Source organism: Alloprevotella tannerae ATCC 51259 (genome assembly GCF_000159995.1).
GTDB lineage: Bacteria > Bacteroidota > Bacteroidia > Bacteroidales > Bacteroidaceae > Alloprevotella > Alloprevotella tannerae.
The window spans coordinates 37,304-53,351 of record NZ_GG700644.1; the positions used below are offsets into that span (position 1 = coordinate 37,304).

Below are 16,048 nucleotides of genomic sequence, written 5' to 3' on the forward strand. Positions count from 1 at the left end.
TTCAATATGTTATATCTATTTCTCTGAAAAAACGAGTAAACACCTGATTTTTATTGATCTAATAGTTTCTTACATTAGATAAGAAAGACCCAAATTTGAGCCTCGATCTTCTTCAGGCCACTTAAAAATACATGTTATCTGATATAATTTCTGTAATTTTGCTCCTGCTATGCTGTATTTGAAAAGAAAATTGAGCCTAATTTTATGTGGCTTATTCATCTGCCTTACTCTTGGGGCACAAACCGCAAGACGCAGTGTGTCAAGAATTGAAGGAGTGGTTTCGGCTTATGCCGATTCGCTGCGACGCTTGAGTGATAAGTTTGCAAAATGGCATTATGATAAGGTAGATACGCTTAGTAATCCCTACTATTTCCCATTGTTTACAGCCAACACTTATTATGATGATGTCCCACGCCGATTCTTCTCTCTTACAGATCATAACAAATCGAGACAACTGGCGGCATTGGATCGTATTTCCCATATACTGCTTAGTGCTTATGCCAAACATCCTGAGCTGATACAACATATCAGTGATTCAAGACCCGACACTTTAAAGCCCCTGATACCTGGCGAAGTGAAGCCCAAACCCACGATCGTGCATAAAGATCCAGAGCCAGGAATAGATGTTCCGGAAACAAATTGGGGCATTCACGTACGTAAGCCTAACTTTTGGGAGTTTAAGACGAATTTTGCCTTTCAATTAATGCAAAATTACGTATCCGATAATTGGTATAAAGGAGGTGAGAGTAATCATTCAATGCTATCGTCGCTCTTATTTCAGGTTAATTATGACAATAAGACTAGATTGACCTTCAATAATAAACTTGAAATGCGTTTAGGCTTTCAGAGCACGCGTGGTGATACGTATCATAAATATCTAACGAATAGCGACCTGCTTCGTCTTACCAATGAGTTGGGGCTAAAAGCTTCCAAACATTGGTCTTATTCAGTTATGCTACAAAGTTGGACCCAGTTTTGTAAGTCCTATAAAAAGAATGATCGCACCATATATTCTGATTTTATGTCTCCATTCGAGTCTTTGCTTTCTGTCGGTATGAAGTATGCTGTGACTAAACCAAAGTTTAAGTTTGACATAGTTATCTCTCCTGTTGCTTGGGACTATCGTTATGTTGATCGACTTTCACTTTCTCCGTCCTTTGGCTTAGCTTCAGGGCGTCATTCTAAGATAGAATATGGTGCAAACATTACGATGAACCACGCTTGGACAATTGTGAAGAATGTCAATTGGAGCGGCCGGTTATATTATTACACCAACTATCACCGTACACAAGTAGAATGGGAAAACACGTTTAATTTTATTATCAACAAATACTTGTCATCTCAGTTTTTTCTCTATCCTCGTTTCGACGATAGCGTAGTTCCGTCTGCCGGTGGTTCATACTTTCAATTCAAAGAGTATTTATCAATAGGCTTGAACATAAATTTGTGAAACAAGCTCCTTTCTTCAGTATAATTCGTACATTTGCAAGGAAATAAAAAGGAAGTCATACATAGCATGGATACAAAATATATTTTTGTTACAGGAGGTGTTGCGTCCTCATTAGGCAAAGGTATCATTGCAGCGTCAGTTGGTAAGTTGCTACAAGCCAGAGGTTATAACATTACGATTCAGAAGTTTGACCCGTATATTAATATAGATCCGGGTACACTTAACCCCTATGAGCATGGTGAATGCTATGTAACCGATGACGGAAAAGAAACCGATCTCGATTTAGGACATTATGAAAGATTTACTGGCATTCGAACATCGAAAAATAACAATATTACGACCGGGCGTATTTATCAAAATGTGATAGATAAAGAACGTCGTGGAGATTATTTGGGCAAAACGGTGCAGGTAATCCCGCACATCACGGATGAGATTAAGCGAGCGATGCTTTTCAATGGGAAAAAGTATCATTACGACTTTGTGATTACTGAAGTAGGCGGGACTGTAGGAGATATAGAAAGCCTTCCTTTTCTTGAGTCTATTCGCCAATTGAAGTGGGAATTGGGACAAAATGCCTTGTGCATACATCTTACTTATGTTCCATTCTTAGCAGCTGCAAAAGAACTAAAGACTAAGCCTACACAACATTCAGTCAAAGAACTCCAAAGTATTGGGATTCAACCAGACATCTTGGTGCTAAGAACCGAAAAAGATCTAAATGCTTCTATACGTAAAAAGGTTGCTAACTTCTGCAATGTTGCACCTGAGGCTGTAGTGCAAAGTCTGGACCAACCTACAATATATGAAGTGCCACTTCGAATGCAGGAGCAAGGATTAGACGAAACGATACTTCGCAAAATGGGCATTACACCTGGAGAAGTGCCAAGCTTAGGACCTTGGCGTTCATTCCTGGATCGCCGACATAAGGCCAAAGAAATCGTTAATATAGGTCTTGTTGGTAAATATGACTTGCAAGATGCCTATAAAAGTATCTTAGAAAGTTTGTCGCAAGCCGGCACGTATAATGACTATAAGGTTAAAACAACATTTATCAACTCTGAGAAAATCTCTAAAGATACTGTTGCTGAAATGTTGGCCTCAATGGATGGTATTGTCATTTGTCCTGGATTTGGACAAAGAGGTATTGATGGAAAATTGATGGCGACGCAATATTGTCGTGAACATGATATTCCGACTTTTGGAATCTGTTTGGGCATGCAAATGATGGTCATTGAATTTGCTCGCAACGTGTTGCAGTATAATGATGCTGATTCCATAGAAATGGATCCCAAGACACATCATAACGTGATTGACATTATGGAAGAGCAGAAGAATATTACCAACTTGGGTGGCACAATGCGTTTGGGAGGCTATGCTTGTTTGCTGCGTGAAGGCAGTAAAGTTAGAGAAATCTATGGTAAAGAAGAAATACGTGAGCGTCATCGCCACCGTTATGAGTTTAATAATACTTATAAAGAAGAATTTGAAGGAAAAGGAATGCAATGTGTGGGCATAAATCCTGAAAGCGATTTGGTTGAAGTCGTGGAAATTCCGAAAAATCGTTGGTACATAGGGACGCAATTCCACCCTGAATATAGTTCTACCGTACTTAATCCTCACCCTTTATTCTTGAGCTTTGTACAAGCAGCAATCGAAAATAAAAAAGCTAAGCATTAAGCCTTAATTAGAAAAAATAGAATGGACAAAAATACATTGACAGGGCTATTTCTTATAGCCTTATTGCTAATAGGATTTAGTTATTATACGACAACTCAAACAGAAGAAACACAAGTTGCAGAGCAAACAGCTCAACCAGCAGCTAAGCCTGCGACTGATTCAACAAAAGTTTCAACTACAGCTAATAAGCAACAGCACATAGCTGATTCTACAGATATTTTTAATGGTAGCCGCGAAGGAGAAAATACACCAATAAGTCTTAAGAATGAACATGTCGCAGTGACGATCTCGCCTAAAGGCGGCGCAATTTCAAATGTAAGACTTTGTGAGTTTAAATCTTATTCGGACTTCCAAAATAATAAGGAAGCTCAACTTTCTCTGATTGAAGAAAAAACGCACAAGTTGAATTTTCGTTTTGAGACGATAGAAGGTTTATATAGTACAGAAGATTATTATTTCCAGCCACTTGCTAAAACAGATTCTACTCTTACAATGGCTTTAGGGTCATCAAAAGGAGATACATTATATATAGATTACAAGTTGATCAAAGGGTCGTATTTTGTTAATACGACAATTAGAATTAAAGGTCGCTCTTTTGCAGGTAAAACCTTAGGCATTGATTGGAAGAATAAGATTCGCCAACAAGAAAAAGGTTTTTATTTTGAAAATCTCTATTCTACTTTAACTTACAAAAAGGAGAATGAAGGAACAGATAAACTTAGTGAACAAAAATCTGACGAACTTAAGCCGGAGGGAAACATAGACTGGATCGCTTTCAAAGATCAGTATTTTAGTGCCGTGCTTATCGCAGGGAAAAATTCTTTTACAAATACCTTTTTAAAGAGTGATACGTGTAGTGAAGGTTCTGGTTATGTGAAAGATTATATAGCAACAGCAGAAGTTGCCTTCGACCCTACAGGAAAGAATGTAACTCAGGTTCAATTTTATTTCGGACCTAATAAGTATCTCTACCTAAAAGGATTGGAAAAATATAAGTTGGGCAATAAAGACTTAGATTTACAAGATCTTGTTTATTTAGGTTGGCCTTTGTTCCGCTGGATCAATAGATTCTTTACTATTTATGTCTTTGATTTCCTATCTGGATTTGGGCTGAATATGGGAATTGTTCTTTTGTTGATTACTTTGCTTATGCGGGCTATAGTTTATCCGGCAACAAAGAAAAGCTTCTTGAGTACAGCTAAAATGCGCGTACTAAGACCAAAGGTGGATGAACTTGCAAAGAAATATCCTAATAAAGAAGATGCAATGAAGCGTCAACAAGAGACAATGCAATTGTATAGTCAATATGGAGTAAGTCCGATGGGTGGATGCTTGCCTATGTTTATCCAAATGCCTATTTGGATTGCAATGTTTAACTTTGTTCCTAATGCTTTTGAACTTCGTCAACAAGCATTCTTATGGGCGGATGATTTATCCACTTATGATGATATTATTTCTTGGAATACTCCGATCTGGGGAATAGGTACTCACTTGAGCCTCTTCTGTGTGTTGTTTTGCTGTACGAACTTGCTTTACTCTTGGCTTACGATGAAGCAACAGCAAGACTCTATGAGTGGGGAGCAAGCTCAACAAATGAAGATTATGCAATGGATGACTTTCTTGATGCCCATTTTCTTCTTCTTTATGTTTAACAAGTACTCTAGTGGACTCAATTATTATTATTTTGTGTCGCTCTTGACAAGTGCATTAACAATGTGGTACCTACGGCGCTCTACAGATGATAAAAAGCTTCTAGAAAAGTTGGAAGCTAATTTTAGAGCAAACAAAGATAATCCCAACAGAAAACCCTCTGGCCTTGCTGCGAGATTACAAGCTCTGCAGGAGCAGCAAGAGGAAATAAAAAAACGGCAACAAAATTTGGGAAAAGGTCCATCGAAGTAAATTATCTACTGTGAAAGAATAAAACATATGAGTATCAAAACACTGGCACTCGCCACCGCTCTTATAGCAACTCCAGCAGTCGCACAACAGGTTATAGGAAAAGTTTCTCCGAAACTAGGATCAGACTTATTAACTCCAGAAGTCTTGTGGTCTTTCGGAAGGATAGGTAGTGTTAATGTCTCTCCAAATGACAATAAAGCCGTTTATACGGTAAGCTACTTCAGTAAAGAACAAAATAAAAGTCATAGTGTGCTTTACGCAATGGCTTTGAGTAATAAGGCGTCCAAGTTGCTTACAGCAAGTAGCTATAATGAACGCGGAGGAGTCTTTGTTAATCAAGGAAAGTCAATTATCTTTTTGAGTAATGCCTCTGGTTCTTCGCAACTTTGGATGATGAATGCTGATGGAAGTAATCGACAGCAAATCTCTCATGAAAAGACAGATGTAAATGATTTCTTAGTCTCTCCAGACAACAAGAAAATCATTATGATTATGGATGTTCCACAGCATCATTCCATACAAGAGAACGACAAAGATTTGCCGAAAGCTTCCGGCATGGTTATTAATGATTTAATGTACAAACATTGGGATCATTATGTAACGACTGCTCCACACCCATATGTGGCAGATTTGAATGCATTAGGTATTACTAATCCTATAGACTTACTTGCTGGCGAACCATATGAATGCCCAATGGAGCCATTTGGAGGAGCAGAGCAGTTAGCCTGGAGTCCTGATAGTAAACAGATTGTTTATACGTCTCGGAAAAAGGTTGGATTAAAGTATGCCATTTCTACTGATAGCGATATTTACTTATATGATCTTACGAGTAGAAAAACTGTAAATCTTTGCAAGCCGTCAGATTATAAAGAACCGGAGTCAACACCTACACAAAGCCTACAAGCTCAGGCTGTGAATCATCAGCAGAGCGATTTTAACGTTGGATATGATCAAAATCCTCAATTCTCGCCAGATGGTCGTTATGTTGCTTGGCTTAGTATGGCACGTGATGGTTATGAGAGTGATCGTTCAAGGCTTTGCGTATATGAACTTTCTACGGGTAAGAAACAATATGTAACAGAGTCTTTTGAAAGTTCTGTTAATGACTTCCTTTGGTCATCAAATAGTAAAGACATTTATTTTACGGGAGTATGGCATGGGGTTGCAAATATTTATGCTACTAATCTAAAGGGTAGCGTAAAAAAGCTGATAAATGATATTGCAGATTATTCTTTAGTCTCCTTATCACCCTCTAATAAAGGATTGATAGCAAAGAAGCATAGCATGTCTCAAGCAGATGAGCTATATGAAGTTGGCTTTAATGGTAAAGTTAGTCAGTTGACATTTGAGAATAAGGCTTTCTATGATCAATTAACTTTTGGAGAAGTAAAAGAGCGTTGGGTAAAGACAATTGATGGCAAAGAAGAGCAGTGTTGGGTGATTTATCCTCCTCACTTTGATCCGTCCCAAAAATATCCTACATTATTATATTGTGAGGGAGGACCTCAAAGTCCAATTAGTCAGTTCTGGAGTTATCGTTGGAATTTCCAGATTATGGCAGCTCATGGTTATATTGTGATAGCGCCTAATCGTCGTGGACTTCCAGGTTATGGAATGGAATGGCTTGAAGAGATTAGTGGTGACTATACAGGTTTATGTATGCAAGACTATTTATCTGCTATAGATGATATTGCTAAAGAGTCTTATGTTGACAAGGATCATTTGGGAGCCGTTGGAGCTAGTTTTGGCGGCTTTAGTGTTTATTGGCTAGCTGGTCATCATGAGGGACGCTTTAAGGCTTTGATTGCTCATGATGGAATCTTTAATACGCAGCAACAATATCTCGAAACAGAAGAAATGTGGTTCGCTAATTGGGATTTGGGGTCAGCTCCTTGGGTAAAAGATAATAACCAAATGAAGAAAGCTTTTGCACAAAGCCCTCATCTCTTTGTAGATAAATGGACTGCTCCTATTCTTTGTATACATGGGCAACGTGACTTTCGCATTGAATATACGCAAGCTGAAAGTGCCTTTGCTGCGGCAAAATTGCGCGGTATTCCTGCCCAAATGTTACTGTTACCAGATGAAAACCACTGGGTCTTGAAGCCTCAAAATGGTATTCTTTGGCAGCGCACATTCTTCCGTTGGTTGGATAAATGGCTGAAAAACTAAAGATCATATTTACTATTGAAGAATTATAAATCTTACTTCTATGTCTACAACACAACAAGTACAGACTTCCTTGCGGGAGTCTCCGAAAGCTCGCTGGATAGCCCTTATTTTGCTGGCCTCTGCGATGTTCTTTTCTTACATTTTTATGGATATCCTTTCTCCGTTAAAAGACTTATTGCAGTCTACAAGAGGATGGGATTCAACAGCCTTTGGTACCTATGCAGGCTCTGAAACGTTTTTGAACGTATTTATTTTCTTCTTGATTATTGCAGGTATTATCCTCGATAAGATGGGAGTACGTTTTACTGCGATTCTTTCTGGAGTAGTTATGCTCATAGGTGCCGGTATTAACTGGTACGCTGTGACAGAGACGTTTGCCGGCTCAAGTCTTGACCACTGGTTTACCGTTAATCTCAACTATATACCTGGTCTTGATGAATTAGGCGTTTCTCCTTTTTATGAAGGAATGCCGGCATCAGCCAAGTTTTCCTCTGTAGGCTTTATGATTTTTGGCTGCGGTGTGGAAATGGCCGGAATTACGGTATCACGCGGTATTGTAAAATGGTTTAAAGGAAAAGAGATGGCTCTTGCAATGGGCTCTGAAATGGCTTTGGCACGTTTAGGTGTTGCAACCTGTATGATTTTTTCTCCTGTCATTGCGAAAATGTTTGGGCGTATAGACGTTTCACGCTCTGTTGCTTTTGGCGTGTTACTCCTTTGCATCGCCTTGATTATGTTTGTAGTTTACTTCTTTATGGATCGAAAATTGGATGCAGAAACTGGTGAAGAAGAAGAAGCTGAAGAACCTTTCAAAATTTCAGATCTTGGTAAGGTTCTTTCAAGTGGGGGCTTTTGGCTTGTTGCTTTGTTATGCGTACTTTATTATTCAGCTATCTTCCCATTCCAAAAGTATGCCGTAAATATGTTGCAATGCAATATTTCTTTTGAAGCAGTACCTGAAGGGGCTTTTTGGGCTTCTAATAATGTCGCATTAGTGCAATATGTTGTTATGCTGCTTATAGCTATAACGGCATTTACGAGTAACTTCTCGAAGGGAATAAAGAAAACAGTATTGATGCTTCTTTCTGTTGTGTCCTTACTTGTTTTCTGCTATATGTCATATCGTCGTCAATCTGCAGAGTCTATTTTTGCAGTGTTCCCATTGCTAGCCGTAGGTATAACACCAATTCTAGGAAAATATGTTGACAATAAAGGTAAAGCAGCATCAATGTTGATGCTTGGCTCTATTCTCTTGATCGTTTGTCATCTTACGTTTGCTTTTGTATTACCCCAATTTAAGAGCTCTCCTCTGGGGGGGGGTAGTACTTGCATTCTCCACTATATTAGTATTAGGAGCTTCTTTCTCCTTAGTTCCTGCCTCGTTGTGGCCCAGTGTACCAAAGTTGGTTGATAGTAAAGTAATTGGGTCAGCGTATGCTTTGATTTTTTGGATACAAAATATTGGTCTCTGGTTATTTCCACTATTGATTGGAAAGATTTTGAAAGCCTCAAATCCTGAAATTGAAGAGGCGATTAAAAATGGTATGATGACACCTGAAAAAGCAGCTATTTCATATGATTATACAAATCCGTTACTCATGTTAGCTCTTTTAGGTGCAGCAGCTCTTGTATTAGGAATCTTATTAAAAGCAGTCGACAAGAAAAAGCATTTAGGTTTGGAAGAACCAAATATTAAAGCTTGATTCTATCAATATAAACATATTGCGAGCCTATCTTTGTGAAAGATAGGCTCGCATCTAACTTATACATTTTGTACTTACGAGGGTTATGACGGATGGATTAGTTAATCTAACGTGAGTTCGACGAATTATAAGTGTCTATAGATTTGGTGATTAGCGAAATTTGTTGTAATTTTAAGGTGCTGATATACATAGAATTACAAACAAAAATCGCTATGATCACCGAAGCCAAAGTTACTGAAATATTTTGTATGGCAGACGACTTCTGCAAGTTTTTTGATGCAATGACGGCAAAATATGCGCTAAAACCTGCCGGAAAAAGAAAATATCATCGAAGTTCCACGATGTCAAAGGCAGAAGTCATGCTGATAATGATTCTTTTCCACGACTCCGGTTATCGCTGCTTTAAACATTTCTATCTTGAAAAAGTATGCAGGCATCTTCGCCATCTGTTTCCCAAGGTTGTTTCTTATAACCGTTTAGTAGAATTGGAAAAGGAGGTAGCCGTACCCTTAACCTTATTTATCAAGAAGGTCCTCTTGGGCAAATGCACGGGCATAAGCTTTGTTGACAGCACACCATTGCGTGTCTGCAAAAACCAGAGAATACATATTCACAAAGTTTTCAAAGGCATAGCCCAAAGAGGAAAATGCTCTATGGGTTGGTTCTTCGGTTTCAAGCTGCATCTAATCTGCAATGAGAAAGGAGAACTTCTCAACTTTATGATAACGCCGGGAGATATTGATGACCGTAAGCCTTTGGAGTACAAAGCTTTTATAGAGTTCATACAAGGTAAGCTGTTCGGTGACAGGGGCTACATCAGCAAGAACCTCTTCCAAAGGCTTTTCGTTGACGGAATACAACTTATTACCAAATTGAAAAGTAACATGAAAGGAGCCTTAATGAGTGTTTCAGACAGACTTTTACTCAGAAAAAGAGCCATTATAGAAACGGTGAATGATGAACTTAAGAACATTGCACAAGTGGAGCACTCCAGGCATAGATGCTTTGATAATTTCATCGTCAACTTATTAGGGGCAATTGCTGCCTATTGCCTGTTTCCAAAGAAGCCGTGCATCAATGTACAAAGAACCTTTGACACACAGCTTGCTTTGTTCTGAATTCGTCGAACTCACGTTAAAAACAGATAGATATGATGGAAACAGCAAGAGATTTGAACATGGGGACAGACGAGATGCAGCTGGTCGTCTCGGCATTGAGAGGTGTGGAGAAACGAATAGTGGAAGTGGCACAGACGCACAAGCCACTCTTTGCAGGAGAACTTTTCCTCACGAGTAAGGAAGTGTGCGAACGACTGCATATCGGTCCTCGTACTTTACAGGACTACCGCGACAGGAAGATTATCCCCTACACGCAGTTTTGCATGGAAGATACCCTACAAGGCTTCGGATTTGGAGAAGATGTTGGAGGAGAATTATAAGTGAGGGGATTGATTTTATATAACTGAAAATCTTCATATTCTATTTCACAATATGCTGTTTGACTTATAAAATAAATTTAGACATTCAACACACATAAGTGTTTATTGCAAAATACTTATTTTTGGGTATTGCGGTGTTTTTATATCTTTACTACTTTTGCAAAATAAACATTGCAACTATGCGAATACACACTATTTATATAGTAAAAGCGCAAATAGGCTCGTTCAATCTATCGCACCGTTTTATAATCGAACGGTGCGATTTTTTTATGAACAAAATAGAACTTAGTTCATTATTTAAAGTTTTCATGGGCGTATGCAGAAACTGAAGGACGATATTCGGCAGCGTATCGTTGCCGTAGCGCGCGAGGAATTCATCGCTCACGGCGCACGCAGCACGTCTATCCGCACGGTGGCGCGGCGTGCAGGCATTGCTGCGGGTAACGTGTACAACTACTTCCGTAGCAAGGACGAGCTGTTTTGCGAGGTATTGCGGCCGCTGCTCAACGAACTGAACCGCTACATTCTGTCGCACAACGAGGAGCGGCACCTCAGCATAGAGGTGTTCGACGCACTCGATTTTCAGAACGAATACATCGGCGCAATGAAGCGAATGGTGAGGCTTTACCGCCCCGAGCTTCGGCTGTTGCTGTTCAATGCCGAAGGCACATCGCTTGCGGGGTACAAGGAGAGAATAGTTGAGCACCAGCTGAAAGCAGGCAAGGAATACTTACGACTGATGAAAGCGCGCTATCCGCACATCAACATCGACATATCGCCTTTCTTCCTGCACATTGCGAGTTCTATGTGGGTGAACATCTTCTGCGAGCTTGTGGAGCACGAAGACTACGACGAAAGCGAGGTGAACCGTGCGCTCGAGCAGTATGCCGTTTACAGTATGGCAGGGTGGAGAGAACTGATGAAACCGTAGAAACAATAACCTTTTAACATATATAGAAGAAGATGATAAGAATACTGAAACGCTTAGGACATTACATGGGAGGGCGCAAGACGTTGCTGCCCTGCTCGGTTGTGCTGTCGGCAGTGAACGGACTGCTGTCGCTCGTACCCTTTATTTTCCTGTGGTTGGTGGTGCGCACGCTGCTCACTTCCGACGGAAACCTTGCCGATACGCCCGTATGGGACTATGCCATTGCGGCTTTCGTGGTGTCGGTGGCAAATGTTTTGCTCTATTTTGCCGCCCTCATGCTCTCGCATCTTTCCGCTTTCCGCATCGAAACCAATATGCGGCGCACTGCCATGGAACGGCTGATGTGTGTTCCGTTGGGATTTTTCGACACGCAGAACACGGGGCGCATGCGCAAGATAATAGACGAAGATTCGAGCCAGACCCACACTTTCGTGGCACACATACTGCCCGATGTGGCAGGCAGCGTGGTGGCTCCGATAGGCATTATAGTACTTCTGCTTGCCGTAGACTGGCAGTTGGGCATTGCTGCAATGGTACCGATAGTGTGCGCCTTCGGCATCATGGGCTACATGATGAACCCTAAGAACAACGATTTCCAGCGTATGTACCTCGATGCACAGGAGAAAATGAGTGCCGAAGCCGTGGAATACGTGCGCGGAATACCCGTCGTGAAGGTTTTCCAACAGACGGTATTCTCGTTCAAACGCTTTCATGACAGCATCATCAACTACCGCGACCTCGTCATCAGATACACCCTTCTGTGGCGCACGCCCATGTCTGCTTACACCATAGCCATCAATGCTTTCGCCTTTCTGCTTGTGCCTACGGGCATCATACTGATAGGGCACGGCGGCGAAACTGCCATCATCGTTTCCGATATGGTGCTGTATGTGCTCATCGCACCCATCATTGCAGCAAACGTAATGAAAGCCATGCACCTCAGTCAGAACCTCTTTCTGGCAAACGAAGCGGTAGACCGATTGGAGAAACTCACCGCCACGCCGCCGCTTCCTGAAAGTTCCGAACCCGAGAAAGCGGCAGCCTTCGACGTCAGCCTGCGCAATGTGTCGTTCCGATACGAAGCGGCGGAGCGCGATGCCGTAAGCCACATCGACCTCGACATACCGCAAGGCAAGACCGTCGCGCTTGTGGGAGCGTCCGGAAGCGGCAAGACAACCATCGCAAGGCTCATTCCACGCTTCTGGGACGTGCGCGAAGGCAGTTTGAAAATAGGCGGTGTGGACGTTCGGCACCTGGATAAGGCAACGCTGATGCGCAACGTGTCGTTCGTGTTTCAGAACACCCGACTGTTCAAGACCTCCATTTTGGAGAACATACGCTACGGCAATCCCGATGCAACCATCGAGCAGGTGAACCGCGCCGTAGACCTTTCGCAGAGTCGGGAAATCATCGAGCGGCTGCCACAGGGGCTGAATACCGTGATAGGAGCGGAGGGAACATACCTCTCTGGTGGCGAACAGCAGCGCATAGTGCTTGCCCGTGCCATTCTGAAAGATGCGCCCATCGTGGTGCTCGACGAAGCTACTGCCTTTGCCGACCCCGAAAACGAGCACCTTATCAGGCAGGCATTTGCCCATCTGACTCGCGGAAAAACCGTGCTCATGATAGCCCACCGACTGACCACCGTGCAAGATGCCGACAACATTGTCGTGGTGGACAAGGGCAGAATAGCCGAACAGGGCACCCACCAACAGCTCATGGAGCAAGCCACATTATATTATAAGATGTGGAACGAATACCAAAAGTCGGTGGCATGGAAACTATAAACCTAAACAGAAAGGACACAAGACAATGATAAAATATCTTCAACAACGGTTCGCCCTCACCGAAAAAGGAGCGAAAGACTTGCGGAAAGGCATCGTCTTCTCTACATTGATGAACCTCGCATTGATGCTGCCGCCCACCTATTTGTTCTTCTTCCTCATGGAGTACATCGACTCCGAGACGCCCACCGAGCCGCACACGCTGTGGTTCTATGTGCTTGTGGCTTTGCTCTTGGCAGTGCTTATGTTCTTCATAGCCCTCCGACAGTACGACAGCACCTATACCACCGTCTACAACGAGAGTGCGCAACGCCGCATCGGAGTGGCAGAAAAGCTGCGCCGACTGCCCCTCGCTTTCTTCGGCGAGCGCAACCTTTCCGACCTCACCTCTACCGTGATGGAAGACTGCACGATGCTCGAGCAAACCTTCTCGCACGCTGTTCCCCAGCTGTTTGCGTCGGCTCTGAGCGTCGTCATCATCGCCGTGGGTATGTTCTCCTACAATTGGCACTTGGCTTTAGCCCTCTTTTGGGTCGTTCCGCTCGCCGTAACCGTACTGTTGCTGTCGCGCCGTCAGCTCCACAAAGCCTTCGTCCAACACTATAAAGTGAAGCGTGGCGTAACCGAACAGATACAGGAAGGGCTTGAATGTATGCAGGAAATAAGGTCGTACAGTGGCGAACAGGCATACTGCCGCAGCTTCGACAAGCGGCTGAAGAGCTACGAACGCGAGCTTGTGCGCGGCGAACTCGTGGCAGGTGCCTTCCTCAACCTCGCCGGAATGTTGCTCAAACTCGGCATGCCCACCGTTATATTGGTGGGAGCGTGGCTGTTGCAGCAGGGCGAAGTGTCGGTATTTACCTACTTGGCTTACCTCTTGGCATCGGCAATGGTCTACAATCCCATTATCGAAGTGTGCAACTACCTTGCCCTTCTCTCCTTCCTCGACGTGCGCATCAACCGTATGAAGGAAATAGAAAACATGCCTACGCAGGAGGGAAGTGCAGTCGTACAACTCGAAGACTACGACATCGAGTTCCGCAACGTAAGTTTTGCCTACGAAACCGAGAAGCAAGTGCTGCACAATGTTTCGTTCACGGCACGCCAAGGCACCGTTACCGCCCTCGTGGGGCCGTCGGGTGGGGGCAAAAGCACTACTGCCAAGCTCGCCGCACGCTTTTGGGACATCGCCGACGGACAAATTCTTGTGGGTGGAAACGACATCTCGAAGATTGACCCCGAAACGCTGCTGAAACACTATTCCATCGTCTTTCAGGACGTATTGCTGTTCAATGCCTCTATTGCCGACAATATCCGCATCGGCAAGCGCGACGCTACCGACGAGGAAGTGCGCCACGTCGCCCGACTGGCGCAGTGCGACGACTTCATCAGCCGAATGCCGCAAGGTTACGATACCGTTATCGGCGAAAACGGCGAAACCCTTTCGGGTGGCGAGCGGCAGCGCATCTCCATTGCCCGTGCCCTGCTGAAGAATGCCCCAATCATACTTCTCGACGAAGCCACCGCAAGCCTTGACGCTGAGAACGAGACGAAAATACAAGCGGGTATTTCCGAACTGGTGCGCAACAAGACCGTTATCATCATCGCACACCGTATGCGCACCGTCCGCAATGCCGAACACATCGTGGTGCTTAGTGGCGGTACGGTGAGCGAACAGGGAACGCCCGACGAACTGCTGACCCGCAACGGCGAGTTCGCCCGAATGGTTCGTCTGCAACAGGAAAAACGGCAATAATACCTCTACACCAATCGCTCGCAAAGGATTATGGCAAACAGCAGTGTTTTGTTAAAAGTCAGATTTAGATTAATATAAAATCAGTATAAGTTAACGTGAGTTCGATGAATTATAAGTGTCTATAGATTTGGTGATTAGCGAAATTTGTTGTAATTTTAAAGTGTTGATATACATAGAATTACAAACAAAAATCGCTATGATCACCGAAGCCAAAGTTTCTGAAATATTTTGTATGGCAGACGACTTCTGCAAGTTTTTTGATGCTATGACGGCAAAATATGCGCTAAAACCTACCGGAAAAAGAAAATATCATCGAAGTTCCACGATGTCAAAGGCAGAAGTCATGCTGATAATGATTCTTTTCCACGACTCCGGTTATCGCTGCTTTAAACATTTCTATCTTGAAAAAGTATGCAGGCATCTTCGCCATCTGTTTCCCAAGGTTGTTTCTTATAACCGTTTAGTAGAATTGGAAAAGGAGGTAGCCGTACCCTTAACCTTATTTATCAAGAAGGTCCTCTTGGGCAAATGCACGGGCATAAGCTTTGTTGACAGTACACCATTGCGTGTCTGCAAAAACCAGAGAATACATATTCACAAAGTTTTCAAAGGCATAGCCCAAAGAGGAAAATGCTCTATGGGTTGGTTCTTCGGTTTCAAATTGCATTTGATTTGCAATGAGAAAGGAGAACTTCTCAACTTTATGATAACTCCGGGAGATGTAGATGACTGTAAGCCTTTGGAGTACAAAGCTTTTATAGAGTTCATACAAGGTAGGCTGTTCGGTGACAAGGGGTACATCGGCAAGAACCTCTTTCAAAGGCTTTTCGTTGATGGAATACAACTTATTACCAAATTGAAAAGTAACATGAAAGGAGCATTAATGAGTGTTTCAGACAGACTTTTACTCAGAAAAAGAGCCATTATAGAGACTGTGAATGATGAACTTAAAAACATCGCACAGGTAGAGCACTCCAGGCATAGATGCTTTGACAATTTCATCGTCAACTTATTGAGACCTTTGCACAGCGATTGGTGTGTATTTTGTTTGTTAATTCATTGTATAATAGGAAGTTATTTCGTATATTTGAGCATTAAAAACAGCATAATACTCCTCCCATGGCATACCAATCCAAGAATACCGATGAGCATGTAACATTTGCAGACGCACTCCTTTCAAAGCGTTATCGCAAAGCACAAAACGACTTCCTCAATCAGGTTGACACGCTTATCGA

At 42.6% G+C, this 16,048-nt stretch carries 9 protein-coding genes and 3 pseudogenes; all 12 read left to right on the plus strand.

What is annotated here, in order from left to right; translation table 11 throughout:
• Positions 1-256: 256 nt before the first annotated feature.
• The gene (locus tag GCWU000325_RS10555) at positions 257-1,450 is read left to right on the plus strand and encodes a DUF3078 domain-containing protein (protein ID WP_169303837.1); all 1,194 of its coding nucleotides are present in this window, start codon (positions 257-259) and stop codon (positions 1,448-1,450) included.
• A 66-nt stretch (positions 1,451-1,516) separates the two neighbouring features.
• Positions 1,517-3,127 (plus strand): CTP synthase, encoded by a 1,611-nt coding sequence (locus GCWU000325_RS10560; protein ID WP_006256632.1) that lies wholly within the window; start codon positions 1,517-1,519, stop codon positions 3,125-3,127.
• 21 nt (positions 3,128-3,148) lie between these two features.
• On the plus strand, positions 3,149-5,029 hold the full coding sequence (yidC, locus tag GCWU000325_RS10565) for a membrane protein insertase YidC (RefSeq protein ID WP_006256634.1): 1,881 nt from the start codon (positions 3,149-3,151) through the stop codon (positions 5,027-5,029).
• A gap of 27 nt (positions 5,030-5,056) precedes the next feature.
• Entirely contained in the window at positions 5,057-7,201 is a 2,145-nt protein-coding gene (locus GCWU000325_RS10570) for a S9 family peptidase (protein ID WP_006256635.1), read from the plus strand.
• Between the two features lie 40 nt (positions 7,202-7,241).
• Positions 7,242-8,904, plus strand: a pseudogene (locus tag GCWU000325_RS10575) (MFS transporter).
• A 212-nt stretch (positions 8,905-9,116) separates the two neighbouring features.
• A complete protein-coding gene (locus GCWU000325_RS10580) occupies positions 9,117-10,022 on the plus strand; it encodes an IS982 family transposase (protein ID WP_083788018.1) in 906 nt (301 codons plus the stop codon).
• Between the two features lie 32 nt (positions 10,023-10,054).
• Positions 10,055-10,346, plus strand: a pseudogene (locus GCWU000325_RS10585) (helix-turn-helix domain-containing protein).
• Between the two features lie 312 nt (positions 10,347-10,658).
• The gene (locus tag GCWU000325_RS10590; RefSeq protein ID WP_006256640.1) at positions 10,659-11,273 is read left to right on the plus strand and encodes a TetR/AcrR family transcriptional regulator; all 615 of its coding nucleotides are present in this window, start codon (positions 10,659-10,661) and stop codon (positions 11,271-11,273) included.
• Between the two features lie 32 nt (positions 11,274-11,305).
• Entirely contained in the window at positions 11,306-13,060 is a 1,755-nt protein-coding gene (locus GCWU000325_RS10595) for an ABC transporter ATP-binding protein (RefSeq protein WP_006256641.1), read from the plus strand.
• Between the two features lie 25 nt (positions 13,061-13,085).
• On the plus strand, positions 13,086-14,813 hold the full coding sequence (locus GCWU000325_RS10600; RefSeq protein WP_006256642.1) for an ABC transporter ATP-binding protein: 1,728 nt from the start codon (positions 13,086-13,088) through the stop codon (positions 14,811-14,813).
• A gap of 196 nt (positions 14,814-15,009) precedes the next feature.
• Entirely contained in the window at positions 15,010-15,969 is a 960-nt protein-coding gene (locus GCWU000325_RS10605; RefSeq protein ID WP_244832922.1) for an IS982 family transposase, read from the plus strand.
• Positions 15,933-16,048, plus strand: a pseudogene (locus GCWU000325_RS12095) (IS5/IS1182 family transposase); the annotation flags it as partial. The gene GCWU000325_RS10605 and the pseudogene GCWU000325_RS12095, both read left to right, overlap by 37 nt.